Source organism: Microcystis panniformis FACHB-1757 (genome assembly GCF_001264245.1).
Taxonomy (GTDB): Bacteria; Cyanobacteriota; Cyanobacteriia; order Cyanobacteriales; family Microcystaceae; genus Microcystis; species Microcystis panniformis.
On the sequence record NZ_CP011339.1, the window covers coordinates 339,118 to 362,877 of the forward strand.

Below are 23,760 nucleotides of genomic sequence, written 5' to 3' on the forward strand. Positions count from 1 at the left end.
GAACTTGTCTAGTTCCAACTTAGTTTTTGATGATGATTTAAGTTTTAGTCAGAAAACCGAATTTGATCATTGCTGCAACAGTTGCACCGATAACAGTGACTATCAAAGCCCATATTTGAGCCGTTGCCCTTTCTTTCAAGTCTTTGACATCTTCTTTGATTTGGGAAACTTCGGTCTCTATTTTCGGCAATACTTCTAGTTTTGTTTCGATTCCCTTCAGGTTTCTGACATCTTCTTTGAGTTGGGAAACTTCGGTCTCTATTTTCGGCAATACTTCTAGTTTTGTTTCGATTCCCTTCAGGTTTCTGACATCTTCTTTGAGTTGGGAAACTTCGGTCTCTATTTTCGGCAATACTTCTAGTTTTGTTTCGATTCGCTCTAACCGATTGTCAAGTTTAGCGAGAATATCTTTTAAGTCAGTTTCAATGATCATAGGGTTACTCATGGGGAGATTCCTAGATTTTTATGGCTTTGTTTATCGTCAGGTTTGGGAATCGCCGTCTGTTTTACGGCGGCGAGGATGTCAGGTCTTACTCGACTCGATTAGAGCGCTAGTCAACCCTTCTAGGGTGTATTCTCGCGCCTCGATATCAACACGACCAAATAACTCTTGACAGGTTTTTGAAGTTTGCGGACCGATAGAAGCCAGACAAACTTTTTCTAATAGGGAATTAACCGATAATTCTGCCGTTTCTTGCAGCAATAACTGATAAAAATTCTGGACGGTTTTGGAACTAGCAAAGGTGACTATATCGACTTTCCCATCTCGAAACGCTTCCCAGATGCCACTATCCATGCGTGCCGGACATCCGGAATAATATGCGGCCACTTCCGTCACCTGACCAGCTTTGGCCGTTAATTCCTTAACTAATATGTCTCTGCCTCCCGTTTCCACGCGAGGAAAGAGGAATTTTTGCCCCCTAATCGGGTCGGGAAACTCGTTTACCAAAGCATCAGCGACAAAATCCCCCGGGATAAAATCCGCTTTTAATCCCCGTGAGTGCAAAACTTGGCTGGTTTTTTTGCCCACCACGGCGATTTTTATGGTTGCTAAAGCCCTAGCATCTTTTCCCCAAAATGTCAAGCGATCAAAGAAAAAATTAACAGCATTGGCAGAAGTTAAAATCAGCCAATCAAACTCTTGTAACTGAGCGATGGCATCGTCTAAACCTTGCCAACGGTCGGGGGGACGAATCTCTAAAGCGGGCATTTCCAGAACTTCTGCGCCTTGATTTTGCAAAATTTCGCTAAATTGACTCGTTTGCTCGGCGGCACGGGTAATAACAATAGTTTTACCTCCTAGGGGTGGGGGAGAGGACATAATCGCCAGATCCACAACTTGACCAATGACCATAATAGAGGGTGAGAGGGACACCCCGGCGGTTTGAGCGAGAATATTTTCTAAAGTGCCGCGCCAAATTTGTTGATCCTTGCGTCCCGCCTGGCGGATAATAGCGATCGAGTCGTGAATATTACGCCCATTTTGGCATAATTTCTCGATAATTTGCCCTAAAGACTGACCAGCCATCAATAGTACCAGTGTATCAATTTTAGCTAAGGCTGACCAATCGAGAGACTCGGGATCGTGAGCGCTCAAGACCGCAAAACAGCGACTAATATCCTTTTCGGTCAGGGGAATTCCGGCCAATAAAGGAGCGGCCAAAGCGGAGGAAATTCCAGTTATCAGTTCAAAATCACAGCCAGCCCGCTTTAAGGCTAACATTTCAGGATATACTCGCCCAAAAACCCCCGGATCACCACTTTTAAGCCGAATAACTCGTTTTCCCTCTTGACAATAATTAACCAATATCCGATTAATCTGATTTTGCTCGGCGCCGGGTTGTCCTCCCCGTTTGCCCACATCGACTAAAACACAGGTTTTCGGCACGAGGGAGAAGATTTGACTATCCACTAGGGCATCATACAGCAAAACCTCGGCCGTGGCTAAAATTGCTCGCGCTTGCAGGGTGAGAAAACTGCTCTGACCGATTCCCGCACCGAGAAGATAAACTTTACCCCGGGGATAGACGACTCCTGACATAATCGCAAATTTGGGTTTAATCTTTAATTTAGCACTTGGAGAAGAAACAAATTACTAACGCAACCAGGGCAGCAGTAAAGTGACGAAATAATATACTAGGGGAGCGGTGAAGACATAACTATCAGTGCGATCAAGTATACCACCGTGACCGGGGATTAACTGCCCGGAATCCTTGACCCCGGCATCGCGTTTCATCATCGATTCGGTCAAATCGCCCAATAAACTGACAATACCAATTAATAAGCCCAAAATTAAGCCCGTCAGCTGCCAATAGGGCCAATCTAAATACCAAGCACCCACCTCGGCCACCGCTATACTGCCTAAAATGCCAAAAAAGGAACCTTCCACGGTTTTTTTGGGACTAATCAGCGATAAGATGGTTTTACCTAACCATTTTCCCATGATATAAGCTCCGATATCGGCGGCCCAAATGCAACCGAAAGCTAGAAAAGTCACCGTCAAAGCGGCCGGGAATAATTTCGGTTCCATCCACGATTCTGGCCAATATCCCATCAGGGGTAAGTTACTGGCCATAGCCACGGGACCACTTTCAGGAGAAAAACCGACCCGTAAACGAATCCAATAACTAGGTAAGTAACCACCATAAAACAGACCGAGAATTGAGGTGGAAATGTCGGCAATTGTCGCCATTTTGGGCTGAAAGAGCAGATAAAAACAAATTAACGCCCCAGCGAGGGGAAACATGGCATCGGTGAGGGGGGCTGCCATAGTTGCCGTCAGTAGTAATAATTGCGAAACTACGAGAGTGGTTTTAGCGGCCGGTTCAATGCCTTTAGCGCGAACTAAGCGAAAATACTCCAATTGTCCCAAAAAGACGATAACACCGATGCCGAGGGTGAAATACCAACCCCCAACGATAATAATTCCCAGTGCGAAGGCAATAGCAAAAATAGCGCTGACAATGCGTGGCCAAGGCATGGTTAATCCAGAGAAGTTAGGCGGCATTGTCATAATTATATAGATTAAGAAAACTTTATGGAAGGTTATCCCCAATTAAAGTTTATCGCCACTCAGGATGAACATGGGATCAACGGCGGCAAAAACTTGGTGAATACCCCTAGTTTCTAGGCGATTTACTGCCGCTTGGACAATCTCGATATTACGCGCCTGTAAATTAGAAAAGCCTTCGGAAAATTGATAGAGGGTTTCTAAATTATTGGCCGTAGCCACGATGCGGCCGTTGGGTTTCAGGTATTGCCACACTTCTTGCAGAACCGATTTAATCGGTTTGCCGCCCTCGATACAGACGCGATCGGGTGCTAGGGATATATTGGGCAGACAATCGGGCGCGCTGCCTTCAAAAACCGTAACATTTTTTACCCCAAAGCGCTCGCAATTACGGCGGATTAAACTGGCCACTTCTTCATCCCTTTCAATGGCAATAATCGGACTATTGGGGCATAATAAGCCAATTTCAACGGGAATAGTGCCGGTTCCTGCGCCGATATCCCAGAAAACCCCCCCATCACCTAACCTCAAAGCGGAAATCATCAATAATCTCACCTCGCGTTTACTCAAGGGAATCCCGGGCAAACGTTCAAACAATTCATCGGGAATACCGGGGGTTTTATATAACCAAGTCATGGGGAATCAATTATTGAGAAGCTTCACTACCAAGCATTATTATATAAATTTGTCCAAGTTTCTTTATTAAGTAAACAGGGACTTTTCTAGTGGGACTTAGGCGTTTTCGGTCAGCAAAAAAGGCTCAAACCATTACGGGACAAAGGGTTAACCTCGATTGATGATTTTCCTTGATATATCTGGGTTTCAGCGATTTTGGGCTTCTCGAAGTAAATCCCAAGCGGGGATTGGAGTTGAGGCTTTTCTCGATTTGTTTTTTGTCTAAGTCCCACTAGAGATAAAACCCTGATTATAGGAAACTATTACCGAAAATGTCGGATGAATGCCCCCGCTACATTTTTCAACAAGATACTCACCAATAACAGTTAACAGTTAACAGTTACCAGTTATCAGTTTTTCCCCCACTGTTAACTGATAACTGTTCACTGACAACTGAAGAGACACCATGGGTTAATAAATTAAACTCTCAAGCTCGTCAATCGGCTGCTGATAGAGCCTGGCAATCAATTAATAGGTTTTATCAGAATTGTCATGCTAAGATACCGGGAAAAAAGGGTTTTCCTCGGTTCAAAAAACATAACCGTTCGGTTGAGTATAAACTAACGGGCTACAAACTATCAGATGATCGAGGTAAAATGGCTCTTCGGGAATTGTTATGCAAATAATTAACTTAAAATAAAATTCGATGAGAGCGCCTACGCTCAAAAGTAGCTGAAATCCATACAGGGAAGGACTTAAGGCACAAACAGGTTAATACCAAAAGATAGACAATTGAGTTAAGATTTGATATAATAGCCAAAAACGAGATTATTTTACTTATGATACTTGACAAATTTTTGAACCTAAAAGGAACCTGTATTCAAGGCTATCTACACCTAGAAAATATCGGTATAGTTTGCCGAATCGAATCGAAAAATCAAAAAGCAACCTGTCCTCGTTGTGGGTTAGAGAGCGATAAACTCCACCAAAATCATCGACATTTAGTCAAAGATTTACCAATCTCAGGACAACCAGTGTACCTACAGGTTAATCGTCGTCAATTTAAGTGCGATAATTGTCAGAAACCCTTTAGCGAAGAGTTAGATTTTGTCGCCAAGAAACGAACCTATACGAAAAGACTAGCCGAGAATATACTCGAACAATTAAAATCAGGAGATATTTTAAATGTTAGTCGAAGAAATGACGTAACGGAAGAAGAGATTCAAAGAATGATAGAGGACATAGCTGAAGAAATTACAGAGACAGACCTATCGAAATTAAAAAGACTAGGAATTGACGAAATCGCTCTAGTCAAAGGACAAAAAAATTACTGTGCGGTTTTAGTAAATTTAGATACGGGAAAACTAATAGCTATTCTAGAGAAGCGAACACAAGAAGAATTGAGGGAAACGCTTACAGGGTGGGGAAAAGAGGTGTTAGAGCAAATTGAAGAAGTCAGCATAGACCTTTGGTTGCCCTATAAAAATTTGGTGAAAGAATTGATGCCATCGGCCGAGGTAGTCGCCGATAGATTCCATGTAATGAAACAAATTAATCAAGAGTTAGACGAACAAAGAAAAGCAGAAAAAAGAGCCGTAGAAGCGCAGAAAAATAAAAAACAGAAAGCGGAAAAAGAAGCGAAGCTAGAAGTTTTAAAGCGAAGTAAATATAGCTTGTTAAAAAATGAAAAAGATTTAACGGAAACTCAAAAAATCAAACTAGAAGCTATCAAAGAAAATTGACCAAATTTGAAAAAGATGCACGAGTTAAAGGAAGAATTTAGAAAGATTTATGAAACCTCAGAGAATCCGACAGAAGGACTGCTATCCATCTCGGAATGGTTGGCAAAATCCTCCAGTGTTTTTACCAAGAGTTGTCAAACAATCCGAAACTGGTTTGGAGAAATAATTAGTTATTTCGAGCGAAGGACAACGAATGGGGTGGTCGAGGGAATCAACAATAAACTTAAACTAATAAAACGGAGAGGCTATGGCTTTAGAAACTTTCGGAATTTTTGGGTTAGAAGTATGTTATCTTGGCATCTTGTATGTTGATTTAGCATAAAGGGTAACGAAGAGCCGGTAAAATCAAGTTCACTGATGGCTTTAAAGCAGGAGAATTTGATTTATGGTGTAGTCAAAAGACCTTAGTTTATTATTCAGAGCAACAGATTAGACGGGTAAGAGTTGTTAGACGTGCTGACGGTTATTATTGCCAGTTTCTGATTGACGGAGAACGGCAAGAATACCATAAACCAACGGGACAAATAACAGGAATTGACTTAGGGTTAAAAGAGTTTTATACCGACGCTCAAGGCAATACTGTAGAAAATCCCCGTTATTTAAGCAAGTCAGAAAAACGACTTCAAAAAGCACAACGACGATTATCTAAAAAGTTTCGTCAAGGAAAGAAACAGTCGAAAAACTATCACAAGCAACGGGTAAAAGTAGCTAGGCTTCATCTTAAAGTATCAAGACAACGTAAAGACAAAGCAATTAAAGACGCTTTGGCGTTAGTCCAGTCTAATGATCTGGTAGTCTATGAAGCTTTAAAGGTAAGAAACTTAGTTAAAAACCGTAAGCTTGCCAAGTCGATTTCTGATGCTTCTTGGTATCAATTCACTCAATGGTTGAATTATTTTGCTAAGATTTATCGGATTGTCTGTGTTGCTGTGCCACCGCATTTCACTTCTCAAGATTGTTCAGTTTGTGGGACGAGAGTTCAAAAAACATTAAGCACTAGAACTCATCAATGTCCCAATTGTAAAACAATCTTAGATAGGGATCATAATGCAGCCATCAACATTCTTAAAAAAGGGTTGAAATATTTGGGAAATTATCTCAACGGTACTGTTGGGCAAACAGAAACCGACCCAAACGCATAATAGAGAGTCCGACCTCTGGGTTTTTAATGGAGACATTGAGAATCTAAGCTGTCTCGTTGAACAAGGAATTTCCGATAGTGATAGGTCAAGAATCCCCCGTCACAGCGTAGCTTGACGGTGGGAGTATGTCAACTCACCTTGGCGGCGTATTATTGACAATATTGAGCGCATAAAGGCGAAAACGCTCTAGATCAGCTTGCAGGGTTGATTCTACCACTCGACCGAGGAAAAGATTATCCATCAATTTTCCTAACCAACCGGGTATAGCATAGGCTGCTGTCAGTCGCACAATACTCCTACCATGACGATCATAAAAACGAATCGCCCCGCGGTTAGGCAACCCGTCCACGGATTCCCATTGAATAATCTGGTGGGGGACAATTTTCATTATCCGTGACAACCAAGTAAATTCTAGACCACCACTGGCTAACTTCCAACGGGAAAGCTCTGGCTCCTCCTCGATAATTTTCACCGATTCGATCCATTTCATCCAGTGGGGCATTTGTTCTAAATCTGACCAGAGTTCCCAAACCAGATCGATCGGCGCGTCCACTTCCACCTGTACACTATGTTCTAACCAAGTCATTCGTTAATTCTGGCGATGCTGAATATTTCTATGATAACGGCTATTAGTCTTTAGCTTTTCACTCAATGATAAAATAAAAACAATCTTCGAGGTTTAATTGTACTATGTTAATCAGAAAACTGCTCGAATGTGAGGAATTCATCGCTGGTGATCATACCCGATTGCGCGAGTTATTGCATCCCGATAAACAGCCGTTAAATCTACGTTATAGTTTAGCCCATGCGCAGGTAGATGTGGGGGAAACTTCTATTCCCCACGCTTTAAAAACTGCGGAAGTTTATTATATTCTGCAAGGACAAGGGGAAATGCACATCGATGAGGAAGTGCAATTAGTGACTGTCGGTGATGCAATTTATATACCTCCTCTAGCTAAACAATATATTCATAATTGTGGAGAGGAACCCTTAGTTTTCTTGTGCATTGTCGATCCTGCTTGGCGACTGGAAGACGAAATTATCTTTGAGTAAAACTAATGAATATTGGCATTATTGGACTGGGTTTAATCGGTGGTTCCTTGGGGTTAGATTTCCGCTCACAAGGTTATAAGGTTTTGGGAGTTTCTCGTCAACAATCAACCTGTGATATTGCTGTAGAAAAAGGAGTGGTAGATGAATCTAGCACCAGTTTAGAATTATTAGCTACTGCCGATTTAATCTTTATCTGTACTCCTATACATTTAATTGTGCCAACTTTGGAAAAATTAACTCCCTATTTACAAACCCAAACCATTGTCACCGATGTGGGATCGGTTAAAGAGGCAATTGTAGCCAATTGTAGTCAATTATGGCCAAATTTTGTCGGTAGTCATCCTATGGCTGGGAAAACCGAACAGGGAATTAATGCGGCACAATCGGGTTTATTTGTCAATACCCCTTATGTGATTACCCCCCTTGAATCTACTCCTAAATGTGCCGTGAAAATCTTAACTGAAATAGTAGAAAAATTAGGCTGTCAAATTTATTATTCCTCCCCCGAAGAACACGATCGAGCCGTGGCATGGATTTCCCATCTGCCAGTAATGATTAGTACCAGTTTAATCCAAGCTTGTGGGAAAGAACAAGACCCGAATATTCGCCAATTAGCGGAAAATTTAGCTAGTTCTGGTTTTCGCGATACCAGTCGCGTCGGTGCTGGCAATCCCGAATTAGGTTTAATGATGGCTAAATACAATCGTCAAGCTTTATTGATATCTTTGGCAAATTATCGGCAAAATCTTGATCAAATTGTTGACTATATTGCAGGAGAAAAATGGCAGGAAATAGAGGAAATTCTCGTCTCTAGTCATCAATATCGAGCCAATTTTCTTCAATCAAAATAACATTTTGCCCAGCAATTATACCCCAGCACTGTATCATAGATTTATCCTCAGCAAACCAATAAAATGATATGACCACCTTTTTCGACTTTGAAGCCGAATTTGTTGACTCCTTACGTTGCATACCGATGGCCGTGAGAATGAAACTAGATACCTGTGGAGTTAAATTAAAATTATCCCATTGGATGCAGTTAACTCAACCAGAAAGAATGGTATTAGTTAATATGGCTTGTACGACGGCAGCAGAAGCCAAAATCTATCGAGATTTTCTGCAAAAATTAATCACGGAAAAAACTGGCAATCCCGCAGGAGAACTAGCAATAGATACCCATCCCGCTTGGCTAGATGATAGCCAGATTCCTGATACAGTCCTAGAAAAAGCTAGAGAATTCCAGATCGAAATTAGTTTAGAACAATGGCAAAAATTGCCACCATCCCAACGTTTTGCCCTGATTAAACTCAGTCGTCCCGGTCACGAAAATCTCAACTTCTATCCGGCTCTAAAAGAGTTCCATATAGTCGATGCCTAACTCAAGGACTTAAGTAGTCGTGCAAAATAAATTTCCTAGTGAAGAAAGGCAAAGGGCAAGAGGCAAGAGGCAAAGGGGGGTTAGATATGTGTAATTAATTTTGCCTAGGTACTTATGCCAGATTAATTAAGTTTGTTTCTACCTTACTTTCATGACAAGCAAAAAGGCGATCAAGGCGAGAAATTAGTATTTTATACCAGATCAATCTCGAATTAAAACGGGGGGAAATAGCAGATGATAGCTGGTTTAATTAGTCCCAGCAAAGGGGAGGTTTCCTACGATGGTAAACTTTAACGGGACTTAATAAATAAATTTCAGTAAATTGCCGCTCTGGGGATTGGTCATTTTTCTTAATAAAAATGATAATTAATGAGCATATTCTTGGAAAATAATTATACAGTTTCCATCCAGTCAAAAACTTGATTTAATTGCGACAAATCGATTAAACCGTACTGCCATAAAACCATCGGCAAAGAACCCACCGATGCTTCACAGAGACGCACAGCCATATCGAAGGAACGGGGGGAAATAGCTAATTTTTCCAAGAGGAAAGTGCGGAGTTGTTTTTGTTGATGAGCTTCCATGATGTAAGGATCATTGGTAATGATAATCTGATTATTGAATAACTTATCCTCTATTAAAAAGAGATGCTTCCCTCACGGGGATCACCCAATTGGGTGATTTTGTCCACCAATCGGAATAATTGAAGAATTTATCCATAATATGTCCTACTATCCCGAAATTGCTAGTGGGGATATCAACACTTTCTTTAGTTAGGGTCTGCTGAAAAAGTTTTTCGTGGGGACAGGGTGTGGGGTGTGGGGTGTGGGGTTTTACCAATTTTGAGGAGGTCAATTACCTAATTTTCAGGGAAAAAGTCCAGGAATTTTCCCCCCGATCACTCCCAGATCTGGTACTTTTTGATTTCCCAAAAGTCTAAAAATCTTACCAAACAAGGTTTTTAGATTTATTCAGCATACCCTACTTAGAAAAACGAGAAAGGGGAACTTTTGGGATAAGCTATTGATAACCTAGTTTTTGCTCGAGTAGGAGAGAATTTCCCTCAATGAGTCATGTTCCTAAAGTTTCCGTGATTATTCCTTGCTATAATCAAGGTCGCTATCTTGATCATGCGATCGCATCTGTTTTAGTACAAACATACCAAGGCTTTGAAATCCTCGTCATTGATGATGGATCCACAGAACCAGAAACCATCGAGATTTTACAAGATTATCAACAGCCAAAAACTAGGATCATCCGCACAGAAAATCAAGGGGTTGCCACAGCGAGAAATCTAGGAATTGCCCAAGCGCAAGGAACCTATATTCTTCCCCTTGATGCTGATGATAAAATTGCCGATTCCTATCTAGAAAAAGCGGTTGCTTTGCTAGAAAGTAATGAGCAATTAGGTATAGTTTATTGCGAAGCGGAATATTTTGGCGATAGACAAGGAATTTGGCCGCTGCCTGAGTATAAATTTCCCGATATATTAGTAGATAATATGATATTTTGCTCCGGTTTGTTTCGGAAATCTGACTGGGAAACTGTGGGCGGCTACAATAGCAATTTAATTTATGGTTGGGAAGATCACGATTTTTGGTTATCTCTGATCGAATTAGGTCGAGAAGTCTATCGTATCCCAGAATTGTTATTTTTCTATCGACAAAAAGCTGATTCTATGAGTCGCTCAATGACCGCAGAACACTATATCTATTCCTACACCCAACTTTTTTATAATCATCCCCAACTTTACTCCCAAAATATCCAAACCATTTTTGCTGCTTTAGTCACCTTAAAAGTCGATATATTCGCTCAGTTGGAACAGGCTAGAGAACGAATTAAACAATTAGAAATTCATCAACAAGAATTGCAAGAAGAATTGCAAAAAACCCAATTGGATTATCGAGAAAGAGACGAGGAATTACAAAAAGCTGACAGTAAAATAGCCGCCATGGAAAAAAGTAAATTCTGGCAAATGAGAAGAGCTTGGATTAAAATGCAAAAATTGCTAGGGTTGCTGGAAAAAGACCCAATTTATTCCTAAGGGAACTTCAACGCTAAACAAAGATCGAATCGATTATAATCATTACAGAGTAAGCACTTGACGATTTGACTTCTGGATCACGGTGCCAAGATTTAGATCGTCGATAATTCCTCGCAGGTTGGCGATTCCTCCCTGTTTCATGGTTTCTTCTGGTTCTTTACTTTCGGTTTCCCCGTATTGAGTCTATTTTAGTCGGTCTTTGGGGTTGTAGATTTTGGCATCGGTGAGGACAATGGGGAAGATACGATCATAGAAATCTCCATTTTGTGCGATCTCGATTAACTCGAACATACAGTTACAGGAAAATGGATAATACAATAGGAAAATCTTGGCCAAAGTAGCCACAAAAATTGATAAGTAGGGAGGCACAATTATTTGTAGGATAGGTTAGCGGTAGCGTAACCCATGCTGGCGTTGGGTTTCATGCTTCAACCCAACCTACGTTCATCTTATATTTAATTCCACCCACCTACTTAATATCAAGGGGAGAACTGAAAAAAGCAATTTAGCCGTTGCTACAGCAATTCTGGCGGGGTTAGTATTAAGTAAGGAAATCACCAGAAGCTTATTAAGAGAAGAAATTATGGGCGAATCAGTCATTGATCAGGACATCCAAGAAAAAGGAAGACAATCAGAAGCGGTTTCTTTGATTCTACAACTACTTAACCGTCGTTTAGGTGAAATATCCTCAACTTTAAGCCAACAAATCCAAGAACTATCCCTAGAACAATTAGAAACTTTAGGAGAAGCGCTGCTCGATTTTACCAGCTTGACAGATCTGACCACTTGGTTATTGGACACAGAAACTTAAATCCCCAGAAGATGTCTGCTCGTCCTGCGTTAAATTTTTAAATACTGGCTTTTTTTGTATTGATTTAACCATGGCTACCAGCGATATCTCCAATTCTACTCACTCATCCCCAAAACCCCTGCCAAAACTGGGACTTTTCACCATGTTTCGCTTAGGACTCTTTCAGATGGGACTAGGTATTATGTCCCTGCTGACTTTGGGGGTTCTCAATCGGATTATGATCGATGAGTTAAAAGTTTTACCCTTTCTTGCCGCAGCTGCGATCGCTATGCACCAGTTTGTTAGTCCAGCACGCATCTGGTTTGGGCAAAGATCCGACGGTAAAACTATTTTCGGTCATCATCGCAGCGGTTATGTCTGGATTGGGGCGGCAATTTTTACCGCTTTAGCTTTTATTGCTTTGCAGGTAGTTTGGCAATTGGGACTTAGTATTCAAACTTCGGGATGGAATACCATTTCCTACGCTTGGATTGCCCTCTTAGCCTTAATTTTCGCCCTCTACGGACTAGCTTTAAGCGCCAGTTCCACCCCTTTTGCTGCCCTCTTGGTGGATGTGTCCGATGAAGATAATCGATCGCAATTAGTTGCTATAGTTTGGTCAATGCTGATGGTGGGAATCGTCGTCGGGGCGATCGTTAGTTCTCGTTTGCTGGATACTCCCAATATCTGCGGTACAAATATTTTGACCTACGATCCGACTCAATCAGCCCCTATAGCCAATATTCCGCAGCTACAGGCGAGTATTAACCCCGTGTTCACGATTATGCCCGCTATCGTCTTCGGTCTCTGTATTTTAGCGACTTTTGGCGTAGAAAAAAATATTCTCGTTTTAGTAGCCGGTCCACTCTTGTGCAAAGAGAGGATCAAATTACCTTCAAAGATGCCCTACAAGTTCTCACCGCTAGTCGGCAAACCGGTTTATTTTTCACCTTTCTGCTGATGATGACTTTGAGTTTATTTATGCAGGATGCAATTATGGAACCCTTTGGCGGCGAGGTTTTTGGGATGTGTATCGCCCAAACGACCCAATTGAACGCTTTTTGGGGAACCGGAACCCTTTTTGGTATTGCTGCCACGGGATTTATGCTCATTCCCCGCATCGGTAAACAAAAAACCACTAAATATGGCTGTATTTTTGCAACAATTTGTTTTATTCTCTTGATTTTTGCCGGCTTTTCTGCTAACCAAAGTTTATTAAAATCAAGCTTGCTCTTTTTCGGTTTAGCTTCGGGAATGATTACCGCCGGAGCTACCAGTTTAATGTTAGATTTAACCGCCGCCGAAACCGCAGGAACTTTTATCGGCGCTTGGGGATTATCACAAGCGATCGCCCGGGGATTGGCCACGGTTTTAGGCGGTACGATTTTAAATATCGGTAAAGTTGTCTTTTCTAGTCCAGTTTTAGCCTATGGCTTAGTTTTCCTCGTGCAAGCATTGGGAATGATCCTAGCAGTTTGGTTATTAAGTCGGGTTGATGTGAAGGAATTTAAGGAAAATGCCCGAGCAGCGATCGCTACGGTAATAAAAGGAGAGATCGACTAGCAAAAGCAAGCAAAAGTAAGATAACAGGAGAATTAGCCCGATCGGGGGAAGTTGGTTAGCAGCTTTTTTCCTATCCTAAAAGTAGAGAAGAAAACGAAAGAGGAGGCGAAAACAATGAAAAGGACTTTAATGATTGCCCTAGGTTCCCTAGCCTCCTTACTGCTGATTAACCCCGTCGGTGCGGAAAATCCCCAACAGGTACAACAATTATTGAATACGCGGGAATGTCCGGGCTGTGATCTCCGCGGTGCAGATTTAAGGGGGGCGCATCTAATCGGCGCAGATTTGAGAAAAGCGAATTTACAAGGAGCTAATCTGGAGGAAGCTAACTTAGAGGGCGCGGATTTGACGGATGCTAACCTAGAAGGCGCAAATTTGACCGCAGCTTTTCTGACTAATGCCAGTTTCAATCAAGCTGATCTCGATGGAGTCAATTTCACCAGTGCCGTGATTTATGATGCCGATGTGACAGGTGCATCGATGGAGAGAATCAACTTGACAAATGCTCAGATTTATGGCACTGGCATCGCTGTGGGTGGTGGCAATCCCTAGATAGGGCGGGCTGAATGAATCTAAAAACCTGGCGTTGTCAAATTGAAAGATGCTCCGAATCAGCACCGGAACTGAAATTACTTTGATAGGAAAGATTACATGGCATCTTGACAATTAGTGTTTAATGAACGAATAGTGCCGATAGTTGGGCTTAAGTGGGGAACAAGAGTCGCTCGATTTAGCAGTGGAATTAGCCCTACAATCGGCGTAGGGCTAATTCATGAATTAGCCCTACAATCGGCGTTGTCAAATTGAAAGATGCTCCGAATCAGCACCGGAGCATTGCATCTTTCCTCTTCTGATCTGACAACGCCGAAAACCTTGTGGGGTGCGACTTTTAGACTTTTTTTATTAACGATCGCTTTTGATAATTTCCCCGATTGACTCTCATCGGGATTTTGGGACATCCGGCGCGAGAATCATCAATTGTCCCTCCTTATCCTCGCGAATGGCTAGAATCGCCGGACGTTCATTGTCTGCCGACTGAGGGGATAACCCGCGAAAAACATAAGTCCAATTATTATTTTGAATTAATAAACGCCAGACTCGCGGGGGATTAACTTTACTATCATTCGTTTCTTTTCCCCGCAGCTCTTCGAGTAATTTGGTCTCACCGATAATTCGATAACCCTTAAGAGAAGGATCGGTAAAAACATCCTGCGGATTCCGACCGATCGCTATCTGTTTTTCCGGTAAAACTAAAGTGATAACTGGTAAGGTAGAACTATCATTAATTGCATCGCGACGGGCATCGATCGATCCCTGAATTCGAGCTAACCAAAAAAGGATAATTAATAGCCAAATAACAGCGATCAAATCTTTTCGGAGAGATTCGGGAATTCCCCGGACTAATAAACTTAGAAACTGAAATTTTTGATGAAATTTCCGTTTAGATTGACTGACAATTGCATAGGATGGCAGGGGAGACAAAATCTAGAGAGTAAATTGAATCGCAAAGGCAACGGCAACCAGCGCCAGAAACGTTCGCAGCAACGCCCCGAAATCGCCACAGAAGACCTGTATCGGCACGAAAAGGAAGGAACGCAAGGGCAAGTCTAGACGGTTAATCTCAAGGCTAAACCAGCCGAAATAGGCCCACCGATAGATCCATCCCGTAAAATAGAGAAAAATCCCCAACAAACCGAGAAGACTGGCGAAGGTTCCTAGTATCTGTGTTCCGGGAGGGGGAGAATTCGGAGCGCTCACGGCAAAATGTCCCTGATTGGCGTTTTCGATCGCTATCCTACTCGATCGATCGGGTTCTATCGCCAGTTCTTTGTATTTTATCAAGGAGAATAACCATGTCCATCGACGATCCCCGACAAGTTCGTTTTTTAATTGAGAAAATGGAAGCGAGTTTACCAATCCCTGTGCGTGCAACTCCCGAAACGTTAAAACTAGCTGAAACAAAAGGCGAGCGATACAAACCCGATCACCAGTTTTCGATCGATAAAATTTTCTACATGGGAGACGAGGGGGGAATTATTTGTTCCCTAAAAAACGAATCGGGAAAACAAACGAGTCTTGTCTGTTCTTTAACCCATCTACGCATCGATAACTCTCATCCGTTAGCGGCGGATATTCAATCCTACCAGAAAAAGCGATCGATGCGGATCGCACTACAGGATGGTAAAACCGGAAAAGCCCTCCGTATTGCCAAACAAAACCGCCCGAACAAAGGTTTCGGAAAGTAAAAATATATTGACAAAAACCGCAGGTTGGGTTACGAATATCGCTAACCCACCGCATCCAATTATATTCGGGGAATAGGTTCGATCCCCCCTTAGTCCCCCTTGATAAGGGGGGTGCCGATCCCCCCTGCGCCCTTGATAAGGGGGGTGTATGATAATTTTTAACGCCTACCTACTTAAAACTTGCTTTTAACACTTAAATATCCTCTGCCGTAAAATCTCCCCACGCTTCTCGTCGGGTTTTATCGATATCTTCAGCCGAGGGAGCCTGTCCTAAATCGGCGCATATACCCCATAAAGAGGGACGGGGTTGATTAACTTCTGCCGATTCCGATGCCATTTCTGCGGTAATTTTTTCGATCAGTTGCCGTTTCTCGATTGCGGATAATTTTTCCGCCCACCGCATTAGCTCTTGTAGAGTCATATTTCTATCGCTTACCGCATAAAGGAGTACCTTCATAAGTTTTAACATAAAGAGAAGATAAAACGCTTCCCCTTTGACAATCCCGACGCTAAAATATGGAAAAAACCCTCTAGAAAAAACCGCAGGTTGGGTTACTGTTACTCCTAACCCACCGCATCCAAGATCGAAAACAGAACCAACTAAATCCCGATCATTCAGGCAAGGTAAAGATGAAAAAACTCTACCCAATAATAACCGCAACTAGCCTAGTTTTTATCGCCTCTCTTGCTGGCTATCATCTACCAGCCACCGGCGATCAATCTCCCGTCAAGAAAATCCCCGTATTCATACCAGATGATACAAATGTATATTTAAAAAATGGCACTTCTCTATCCGGGAGATTAATCAAGTTCGATTCCCAAGCAAAAACGATCGCTTTAGGGAGAGATTCAAAAACAAAAGAAGTGGCAATGAAAGAGATCAAACAGATAGAGTTTCAAGGGAAGGTTATTATCAAAAGCGGAAGGCTTGTTATTCGTGGGGAAGAGAAATCAAGCAATCCAAAAGAGAATAGAAAACGCTGGCAGGAACCCCTACAGAACTTCAAAATTATTGATGTTAATCAAGGAAAAGCAGAAGTAACTTTAACCTCGCTAGATCCTCTAGAAATAATAGGGATCGAGGGGGTGGCGAGTAACAGTTCCTACGTTGTTGAGGAAATTAAATTCAACCCCTCGGACAAAATTGAGATTCAAGTAAACCCCCATTAAAATTCACAAAAAATAGGTCTATTTTTTAGGCAATTAAAGAAGACTTTAAATGGGAAAGTTGGCTGATGTATTGTTCGATCATTTTTGGTGATAGTGGATCGTTTAAGGTCGGGTTAGCGAGGTCAAAGATGATGTCATTGATGAGATTTTCCTCATCTGTTTTATAGGCGATATCTTCTCTGCATTCGATGGCATCGGCCCAGTTTTCTAGGTCGGTGGCAGATAGAGCGTTATTGAGATAGCGATCGAGAATATCGATCAGATGCTCTTTTTTTAGGGTGATAATTGCTTCGCTACTGTCCCAAGGAAAGGTTTTTAGGATAGGGAGGATAGTTGATAAGGGTTGGTCAAAGTTGACTAGGGCGTTGAGGTATTCTTGTCTATTTTTCATGGGTATTTTTGTTTGATGTGAACAATAGAACCGTTGGGGGCGTAGGTTGTTTTGGTGTAAAAGAGAGTGATTCCTTCCGCATCAATTTGTTTTTCGTAGGTTGCATAGGAACCGGAAATATTTTTGGCAGGAACGTCCGATTGAAATGCTTTGCCACCGTTGGGAAGATTATAGATCCGAATTGGGGTAGCATGACGGGGAAGGCGTTTTTGAAAGCGGTTGAGGTTGTCTAGTTGGGCTGGGGTTAAAGATGTCACCATATAGTAATTATAATCTTTATTGCCTTGGCGGTTGCTATATGAAAATAGACTATGATCGAGCCGCTAATGCCGCTTATATTCGTCGTTTTGAGGGAAAGGTTATTGATTCTGAGGAAGTAGCGCTGGGGATTATCTATGATTACGATGAGACGGATAGGATTGTAGGGATTGAGATTTTAGGAGTCAAACAGAGAACGGCCGAACAATTCAAAAATATTGATTTTCCGTTGGAAGAGAGTGAAAAACAAGAGATTAGACAATGGTTCGGAAAGTTAATACTAAATTGTTAAGTGATGTGAGAAATTCAGGAAATATGGGAGGTGCTATAATTGACACATTTACTCAGTCAAAAAACGATGATTAAGTTAAAAGTCACAACGGTAGGGAACTCTATGGGGGTGATTTTCCCGAAAGAGTTGGTGGAGAAGCTGCGCCTTAGTAAAGGCGATATGCTCTACGTCTTGGAAACGCCGAATGGCTTTGAGCTTACACCCTACGACCCCGAATTTGTCCAGCAAATGGAAGTGGCGGAGGAAGTGATGCGCGAAGACTGGAATGTTTTGAGAAAGCTGGCAACTTAGGCTCATGAACCAGCTAATCTGGATAGCTGATGGGGTAGCTCTCGCGATTCATCACCGCCAAATAGCCGAGCATGGTGGATTAGAGGGTATTCGAGATGAGGGGTTGCTAGAAAGCGCACTTTCCCGACCGCAAAATCTTCTGGCTTATTCTGAGTCGCCTCCTGACATGGCTTCTTTGGCAGCAGCCTACGCTTACCCAGGGAACAACAAGAGATGTTAATCGAGTCAGGGGAGAATATCAGGAATTGAGAGCCTGTTCCTGTAGTTATGATTTCCGCATCATTTTCTATTTAGAACGAGACGAAAAAACTCAAACAGATAGGATAGTTTTGATTAACATTGGAACTCATGATGAGGTGTATTAACTAATAACTGATAGCGGAAATAACTATGAATCCCAAATTTTACGCCTTACTTACTCTTTCTCTGGTGGCTACCGTCACCCTACCAGTTGTTAACGGGAAACTCTCCTCTCTCATCCCTGCGGTAATAGCGCAAAATACGGATGGGAGGAAAGCAGAAGCGGATCAACTTTTGCAATTATGTCGCCAGAATCTTGATAATAATCAAGTAAAATTGGCGATTCAATCCTGTCAACAGGCGGTGATAGCCTACCGGCAAATTAAAGACCTTTCAGGAGAAGCTAAATCTACCGCTAATTTAGGCAATGCCTATGTTAACGACGGTCAATACCGTCAAGCTATTTCTGTTTTAGAAAATGCGGTTAAAATAGCACAAGAGTCAAAAGAACGTCGTGTAGAAGCCCTCGCCTTTTTATATCTCGGTGGGGCTTACTATGAGTTAGGAGAATTTAAGGAGAGCATAGAATTTTTTCAGCAGACTTTAATAATCGCAAAAGAAATTAAGGATGCTGATTTAGAAAAAATTGCTGAAAAAATCATGGAAGCAGAAAAACAGCGAAAAGAAGCGGATAGGCTTTTACAGCAAGGCGCTCAACAATATGAAATAAGTCAGTTTCGAGAAGCCTTGCAATCGTGGGAAAAAGCCTTACAAATTTATCAAGAAATCAAAAATCGTCAGGGAGAAGCGGCTTCTTTAGACAATTTAGGAAGTGCTTATCTTTCCCTCGGACAATATCAAAAAGCGATCGATCTCCACGAAAAGTCTTTAGTCATTAACAGGGAGATAGTTAATCGCCAAGGAGAAGCCAATTCTTTAAACAATTTAGGAAACGCTTACCAATCGCGTGGAGAGTATCAAACAGCGATCGAGTACCATCAACAGTCTTTAGACATCACGAGAGAGTTAGATGATCGTTCTGGGGAAGCCAAGGTTTTAAACAATTTAGGAAACGCTTACCAATCGCGTGGAGAGTATCAAACAGCGATCAATTACCACCAGCAGTCTTTAGCCATCACGAGGGAGTTAGATGATCGTTCTGGGGAAGCCAAGGCTTTAAACAATTTAGGAGTTGATTACCGCTTACTAGGACAGTACCAAAAAGCTATCAATTACCACCAGCAGTCTTTAGAAATCGCTGAGAAAATCGGCGATCTAAAAGTGCAAGCCGATTCTTTAGGCAATTTAGGAAACGTTTACCAATCCCTCGGACAATACCAAAAAGCGATCGATTACCACCAGCAGTCTTTAGAAATCGCTGAGAAAATAGGCGATCAAGGAAGTAAAGCCAGATCTTTAGGCAATTTAGGAAACGCTTACCAATCGCGTGGAGAGTATCAAAAAGCGATCGATCTCTACGAAAAGTCTTTAGTCATCACGAGGGACATAGGCCTTCGGCAAGAGGAAGGGTCTTTTTTAAACAATTTAGGAGTTGCTCACTACTTCCTCGGAGAGTACGAAAAAGCGATCGATTACCTTAAACAGACTTTAGACATTGCGAAGAAAATAGGCGATCTAAAAGGGGAAGCTAATTCTTTAAATAATTTAGGAGTTGCTTATCAAAAGATAAATCAACCCGCAGAAGCGATCAAGAATTTGGAAGAGTCCCTCAACATTATCCTCAAGATACGGGGAGATATTTCGAGGGAAAATATTGCAGGTCAAAATCGAAAATCGTTTTTAGCCTCTAACGAAAGAACCGTTATCACTCTCGCCGAAGTCCTAATCCAACAAAACCAACCCGAAAAAGCTTTTGAATGGCTAAACCTCGCCACTACCGCCGATCTCGCCGATTACAATCGCCTGATTAATGCCAAAGTTGCCGATCCCGATGCACAAAAAGCACTTGATAACTGGAACACCGACAATCAACAACTCGAAGGAATGCGCCGACAACTACAGGATAAATTCTCTGAAGAACTGGCACAACAGATCCGACAATTCGAGGAAAAAGTGTATAAAAATGCGGAAACTATCGGAGATAAATATCCTGAAATTGCTGAACTTTTTGAAACCAAACCCACTGACATCGCCCAACTCCAGAAAAATATCGCTCCTGATACCCTCGTCATTCAACCCGTTCCCCTCCGCGATAAAGTCGCCCTATTTCTCGTTACTAGAGAAAAATTAATCGTTATTCAGAGCGATGCAAAACGCGAGGAATTGAATAAACTCGTCAGCGAATACCGTCCCCAATTAGCCAATGCTAAAAATAGCGATGTGTACGATACCGGTGGCAAACTCTACGAGATTTTAATCCGTCCCATTGAATCACAAATCGCCACCAGTTCCCCGAAAAATATCGCTATTATCGCCACTGGACAACTGCGCTATATTCCCTTTGAAACCCTCTACGATGAGAAAAATGAGCAAGTTCTCCTAGAAAAATATCCAATTTATTATTTAACTCGTATCTCGACCTCTTCTCTTGCTACTCAAAAAACGAAAACAGATCGCTCCACTCTCAAAGCCTTAGCTCTAGCTAATCCCAAACCTTTTCTATTTGACACGGAGAAAAAAGAAAAAGTTGATCTTAAAGGCACAGAAATAGAAGCAGAAACTATCAGCAAAATCTTTCCGGGAAGTGAAAATATCTCGGTACAAACGCAACTCTAGATATATTCAAAAAACAAGCCTTTCGCTTCTCGATTTTACACTTAGGAACTCATGGCTGTTTTAAGCGTGCTGGCTGTCCTAATTTGGATATGCAAGCTAATACTATTCTTTTCGCCAATAAAGAGCAATATAACATCGCTGATGCCGCATTATTAGGCTTAAAAAATACCGAATTAATTACCCTGAGTGCTTGTCAAACCGCCAAGGAAGCCAACGCAGACGGACAGGAAATATCAGGACTTGCTTACGTCCTAGAAAGAGCCGGTGCTAAATCAGTAATTGCCAGTCTTTGGGATGCTGAAGATAATACCAGTGCCGAAATTATGACCCAATTTTATCAAAATCTCAAGAATGGCATGACTAAAAGTGAAGCCATGCGACAGGCCAAACTGAGTCAAATTAAAAGCCATCCTTATTTTTGGTCGCCCTTTATTTTGATTGGGGCTGCTAATTAAGTAGGTAGGCACAATTATTTGTAGGATGGGTTAGCGGTAGCGTAACCCATGCGGGCGTTGGGTTTCATGCTTCAACCCAACCTACGTTCATTTTATATTTAATTCCACCCACCCACTTAGGGTTTGCTGAAAAAGTACGGGCGAAGCATTCGGATAGAAAATCTACGGTTTCACCGATAGGTTATTGCCCGAATGCTTCGCCCCTACAGGAGGCGGGCCGATGAAGACGCAAGGTTTTGAAGCATGATTCTCTCAAAATCTTGCACCTGTTTCGCTCGTAAAGCCACAAAACCCTTACCTTGCCTACATTTCACATTTATTCAGCAAACCCTAATTAAGCAGCCGATGATAACTCTCGATCGCTGATAATCAGGATTATTTCCTAACTTTTAACTGCCGACATCTGCCGCATTTCTAAATACACTAATAAAGCGTTAATATCGGCGGGATTAACTCCGCCAATTCGCGAGGCTTGACCGATGGTGGCGGGTTTAATTTTTGTTAATTTTTCCCTGGATTCCATTGACAAAGTTTCGATTTTCATGTAGTCAATATCGGGGGATAAATGACGGTTACTGTGGCGACTAATTTGGTCAATTTGATTTTGTTGTCGCTTCAAATAACCGGAATATTTAATCTCAATTTCTACCCCTTCTCTTTCGGCTAAATTTAAATCAGGATTACCTAAACCATAGCGATCAAGATCGAGATAATGCAAGCTAGGACGACGCAGTAAATCCGCTAAAGAGAGAGAACCTTTGATTTTTTGTTCCGTATCCTTAACGATGGCAATTGCTACCTCATCCCGTTCTTTAATTCTCGTTTCGTGTAGGCGTTCTTTTTCGGCGATAATATTAGCTTGTTTGCTCTGGAATAATTGCCAACGCCGGTCATCAATTAAACCAATTTCTCGCCCTACAGGTGTTAATCTTTGATCGGCATTATCCGATCGCAATACTAAGCGATATTCAGAACGACTGGTTAACATTCGATAGGGTTCCCGCAGATCCTTAGTACACAAATCATCGACCAAAGTTCCTAGATAACTTTCCTCCCGGGGAAAAACAATTAACTCTTTTCCTAAAGCAAATCTTGCCGCATTAATCCCCGCCACCAGTCCCTGGGCTGCCGCTTCTTCATAACCGGTTGTGCCGTTAATTTGTCCCGCACAAAATAACCCCTCAATCTTCTTCGTCATCAGGGTTGGATAACACTGAGTTGCTGGTAAATAATCGTATTCCACTGCATAGGCAGCCCGCAACATCACACAGTTTTCTAAACCGGGTAAAGTCCGCAGCATTGCTAATTGAACATTTTCCGGCAGTCCCGTTGAAAAGCCTTGGATATAAAGTTCGGGAATATCGCGCCCTTCCGGTTCAATAAAAATTTGATGACTTTCTTTATCGGCAAAACGGACGATTTTATCCTCAATACTAGGACAATAACGCGGTCCTTTGGAGTCAATAAAACCGCCATAAATGGGGGATAAATGTAAATTATCTCTGATTAATTGATGAGTTGCCGCCGTGGTGCGGGTGAGATGACAGTTCATTTGTTCTCGTTCGATCCACACCTCCGGATCAAAACTAAACCAACGCACCTCGTCATCGGGCGGTTGCGGTTCCATGCGCGAGTAATCCACCGAACGCTTATCCACACGGGCAGGAGTGCCAGTTTTTAGGCGACCGGTCTCGAATCCGAGACGATTTAGGGTTTCTGTTAAACCCACCGCCGCAAATTCGCCCGCCCGTCCAGCTGCCATGGATTTGCCGCCGATCCAGATTTTGCCGCCTAAAAAAGTGCCAGTGGTTAAAATGACGGCTTTAGCGGCGAAACAAGTGCCGAAATAGGTTTCTACTCCTAAAACTTGCTCATTTGCCCCTAAAATCAGGTCTGTGGCCATGGCTTCCCGAATAACCAGATTTGCCTGGGTTTCGACGATACTTTTCATCACCGCCGCGTATTCCCGTTTATCGGTTTGGGCGCGTAGGGCCCAGACTGCCGGCCCGCGAGAGGCATTAAGAACCCGTTTTTGCAGATAGGTGCGGTCGGCCATTTTGCCAATTTCGCCGCCTAAAGCGTCCACTTCGTGGGTTAATTGGGATTTAGCCGGACCACCGACGGCGGGGTTACAAGGTTGCCAAGCGATTTTATCGAGATTAAGGGTGAGGAGAAGGGTACGACAACCGAGACGGGCGCAAGCTAGGGCCGCTTCACAGCCGGAATGGCCCGCCCCGACGACGATGACATCAAATTCATCTTGAAAGTCTGCGGCTGAGGAGAAAGTCATACTCGATCGAGGGGAAAATTAATTAATCAGGCTAATATTCTAGCAATTTTTCTG

The 23,760-nt window shown here is 42.3% G+C and carries 22 protein-coding genes and 7 pseudogenes; 16 read left to right on the top strand and 13 right to left on the bottom strand.

Features of this window, described 5'->3' with window-relative positions:
- Positions 1-37: 37 nt before the first annotated feature.
- From VL20_RS01715 to cbiT, 4 genes are all read right to left on the bottom strand, one after another.
- Positions 38-445 (bottom strand): 14-3-3 family protein, encoded by a 408-nt coding sequence (locus tag VL20_RS01715; protein ID WP_052275414.1) that lies wholly within the window; start codon positions 443-445, stop codon positions 38-40.
- Between the two features lie 78 nt (positions 446-523).
- Positions 524-2,041 carry a uroporphyrinogen-III C-methyltransferase gene (gene cobA / locus VL20_RS01720; protein WP_052275415.1) on the bottom strand — a complete coding sequence of 506 codons (1,518 nt, stop codon included), beginning with the start codon at positions 2,039-2,041 and terminating at the stop codon, positions 524-526.
- A 54-nt stretch (positions 2,042-2,095) separates the two neighbouring features.
- The gene (locus VL20_RS01725; protein WP_002796273.1) at positions 2,096-3,013 is read right to left on the bottom strand and encodes a phosphatidate cytidylyltransferase; all 918 of its coding nucleotides are present in this window, start codon (positions 3,011-3,013) and stop codon (positions 2,096-2,098) included.
- A 42-nt stretch (positions 3,014-3,055) separates the two neighbouring features.
- On the bottom strand, positions 3,056-3,646 hold the full coding sequence (cbiT, locus tag VL20_RS01730) for a precorrin-6Y C5,15-methyltransferase subunit CbiT (RefSeq protein ID WP_052275416.1): 591 nt from the start codon (positions 3,644-3,646) through the stop codon (positions 3,056-3,058).
- A gap of 404 nt (positions 3,647-4,050) precedes the next feature.
- Here cbiT and VL20_RS26900 point away from each other — a divergent pair.
- The 3 pseudogenes from VL20_RS26900 to VL20_RS01740 form a co-directional block, all read left to right on the top strand.
- A pseudogene (locus VL20_RS26900) lies at positions 4,051-4,284 on the top strand (RNA-guided endonuclease TnpB family protein); the annotation flags it as partial.
- A gap of 180 nt (positions 4,285-4,464) precedes the next feature.
- Positions 4,465-5,679: pseudogene (locus tag VL20_RS01735) on the top strand (ISL3 family transposase).
- A gap of 29 nt (positions 5,680-5,708) precedes the next feature.
- Positions 5,709-6,624 (top strand): annotated as a pseudogene (locus VL20_RS01740) (RNA-guided endonuclease InsQ/TnpB family protein); the annotation flags it as partial.
- Positions 6,625-6,642: 18 nt separating this feature from the next.
- On the opposite strand, the gene VL20_RS01745 reads toward VL20_RS01740, so the two are convergent.
- A complete protein-coding gene (locus VL20_RS01745; RefSeq protein WP_002771258.1) occupies positions 6,643-7,095 on the bottom strand; it encodes an SRPBCC family protein in 453 nt (150 codons plus the stop codon).
- A gap of 104 nt (positions 7,096-7,199) precedes the next feature.
- On the opposite strand from VL20_RS01745, the gene VL20_RS01750 reads away from it, so the two are divergent.
- From VL20_RS01750 to VL20_RS01760, 3 genes are all read left to right on the top strand, one after another.
- On the top strand, positions 7,200-7,562 hold the full coding sequence (locus tag VL20_RS01750; RefSeq protein WP_052275417.1) for a cupin domain-containing protein: 363 nt from the start codon (positions 7,200-7,202) through the stop codon (positions 7,560-7,562).
- Between the two features lie 5 nt (positions 7,563-7,567).
- Positions 7,568-8,413, top strand: a complete 846-nt coding sequence (locus VL20_RS01755) for a prephenate/arogenate dehydrogenase (RefSeq protein WP_052275418.1) — start codon at positions 7,568-7,570, stop codon at positions 8,411-8,413.
- A 68-nt stretch (positions 8,414-8,481) separates the two neighbouring features.
- Complete coding sequence (locus tag VL20_RS01760) at positions 8,482-8,940, top strand: nitrate reductase associated protein (protein WP_052275419.1); 459 nt, start codon at positions 8,482-8,484, stop codon at positions 8,938-8,940.
- Between the two features lie 392 nt (positions 8,941-9,332).
- On the opposite strand, the gene VL20_RS01765 is transcribed toward VL20_RS01760, so the two are convergent.
- Together VL20_RS01765 and VL20_RS26905 are read right to left on the bottom strand one after the other, a co-directional pair.
- Complete coding sequence (locus VL20_RS01765) at positions 9,333-9,524, bottom strand: DUF2949 domain-containing protein (RefSeq protein ID WP_002758191.1); 192 nt, start codon at positions 9,522-9,524, stop codon at positions 9,333-9,335.
- 43 nt (positions 9,525-9,567) lie between these two features.
- On the bottom strand, positions 9,568-9,795 hold the full coding sequence (locus tag VL20_RS26905) for a hypothetical protein (RefSeq protein WP_128575121.1): 228 nt from the start codon (positions 9,793-9,795) through the stop codon (positions 9,568-9,570).
- Positions 9,796-10,006: 211 nt separating this feature from the next.
- On the opposite strand from VL20_RS26905, the gene VL20_RS01770 reads away from it, so the two are divergent.
- Positions 10,007-10,984 (top strand): glycosyltransferase, encoded by a 978-nt coding sequence (locus VL20_RS01770; protein ID WP_052275420.1) that lies wholly within the window; start codon positions 10,007-10,009, stop codon positions 10,982-10,984.
- A 183-nt stretch (positions 10,985-11,167) separates the two neighbouring features.
- Here VL20_RS01770 and VL20_RS30940 read toward each other — a convergent pair whose 3' ends face one another.
- On the bottom strand, positions 11,168-11,353 hold the full coding sequence (locus VL20_RS30940) for a hypothetical protein (protein ID WP_139294327.1): 186 nt from the start codon (positions 11,351-11,353) through the stop codon (positions 11,168-11,170).
- A gap of 106 nt (positions 11,354-11,459) precedes the next feature.
- Here VL20_RS30940 and VL20_RS01775 point away from each other — a divergent pair.
- The 3 genes and pseudogenes from VL20_RS01775 to VL20_RS01785 form a co-directional block, all read left to right on the top strand.
- Positions 11,460-11,795, top strand: a pseudogene (locus VL20_RS01775) (DUF4351 domain-containing protein); the annotation flags it as partial.
- Between the two features lie 70 nt (positions 11,796-11,865).
- Positions 11,866-13,337 (top strand): annotated as a pseudogene (locus VL20_RS01780) (BCD family MFS transporter).
- Between the two features lie 114 nt (positions 13,338-13,451).
- A complete protein-coding gene (locus tag VL20_RS01785; RefSeq protein ID WP_012267829.1) occupies positions 13,452-13,889 on the top strand; it encodes a pentapeptide repeat-containing protein in 438 nt (145 codons plus the stop codon).
- Positions 13,890-14,276: 387 nt separating this feature from the next.
- Here VL20_RS01785 and VL20_RS01795 read toward each other — a convergent pair.
- Positions 14,277-15,179 (bottom strand): annotated as a pseudogene (locus VL20_RS01795) (hypothetical protein).
- An 11-nt stretch (positions 15,180-15,190) separates the two neighbouring features.
- Here VL20_RS01795 and VL20_RS01800 point away from each other — a divergent pair.
- Positions 15,191-15,583 (top strand): hypothetical protein, encoded by a 393-nt coding sequence (locus VL20_RS01800; RefSeq protein ID WP_002748454.1) that lies wholly within the window; start codon positions 15,191-15,193, stop codon positions 15,581-15,583.
- Positions 15,584-15,776: 193 nt separating this feature from the next.
- Here VL20_RS01800 and VL20_RS01805 read toward each other — a convergent pair whose 3' ends face one another.
- A complete protein-coding gene (locus VL20_RS01805; RefSeq protein ID WP_002777724.1) occupies positions 15,777-16,040 on the bottom strand; it encodes a hypothetical protein in 264 nt (87 codons plus the stop codon).
- 173 nt (positions 16,041-16,213) lie between these two features.
- Between VL20_RS01805 and VL20_RS01810 the strand changes: the two genes are divergently transcribed.
- Positions 16,214-16,753, top strand: coding sequence for a hypothetical protein (locus VL20_RS01810; protein WP_052275423.1), 540 nt, complete (start codon positions 16,214-16,216; stop codon positions 16,751-16,753).
- A gap of 25 nt (positions 16,754-16,778) precedes the next feature.
- Here the strand turns inward: VL20_RS01810 and VL20_RS01815 are convergent, their stop codons facing one another.
- Positions 16,779-17,144 carry a hypothetical protein gene (locus tag VL20_RS01815; RefSeq protein WP_002796256.1) on the bottom strand — a complete coding sequence of 122 codons (366 nt, stop codon included), beginning with the start codon at positions 17,142-17,144 and terminating at the stop codon, positions 16,779-16,781.
- Positions 17,141-17,404, bottom strand: coding sequence for a hypothetical protein (locus VL20_RS01820; RefSeq protein ID WP_004162140.1), 264 nt, complete (start codon positions 17,402-17,404; stop codon positions 17,141-17,143). Before VL20_RS01820 ends, VL20_RS01815 begins: the two co-directional genes overlap by 4 nt.
- A 38-nt stretch (positions 17,405-17,442) precedes the next feature.
- On the opposite strand from VL20_RS01820, the gene VL20_RS01825 reads away from it, so the two are divergent.
- The 4 genes and pseudogenes from VL20_RS01825 (at position 17,443) to VL20_RS01840 (ending at position 21,416) form a co-directional block, all read left to right on the top strand.
- Positions 17,443-17,694: a DUF2283 domain-containing protein gene (locus tag VL20_RS01825; RefSeq protein ID WP_052275424.1), complete on the top strand. Its 252-nt coding sequence runs from the start codon at positions 17,443-17,445 to the stop codon at positions 17,692-17,694.
- Positions 17,695-17,760: 66 nt separating this feature from the next.
- Positions 17,761-17,985, top strand: a complete 225-nt coding sequence (locus VL20_RS01830) for an AbrB/MazE/SpoVT family DNA-binding domain-containing protein (RefSeq protein WP_012267820.1) — start codon at positions 17,761-17,763, stop codon at positions 17,983-17,985.
- A gap of 4 nt (positions 17,986-17,989) precedes the next feature.
- The gene (locus VL20_RS01835; protein ID WP_284525977.1) at positions 17,990-18,205 is read left to right on the top strand and encodes a type II toxin-antitoxin system death-on-curing family toxin; all 216 of its coding nucleotides are present in this window, start codon (positions 17,990-17,992) and stop codon (positions 18,203-18,205) included.
- A 170-nt stretch (positions 18,206-18,375) separates the two neighbouring features.
- A pseudogene (locus VL20_RS01840) lies at positions 18,376-21,416 on the top strand (CHAT domain-containing protein).
- A 382-nt stretch (positions 21,417-21,798) separates the two neighbouring features.
- Here VL20_RS01840 and mnmG read toward each other — a convergent pair.
- Positions 21,799-23,706 (bottom strand): tRNA uridine-5-carboxymethylaminomethyl(34) synthesis enzyme MnmG, encoded by a 1,908-nt coding sequence (gene mnmG, locus VL20_RS01845; RefSeq protein ID WP_052275425.1) that lies wholly within the window; start codon positions 23,704-23,706, stop codon positions 21,799-21,801.
- Positions 23,707-23,760 lie beyond the last annotated feature (54 nt).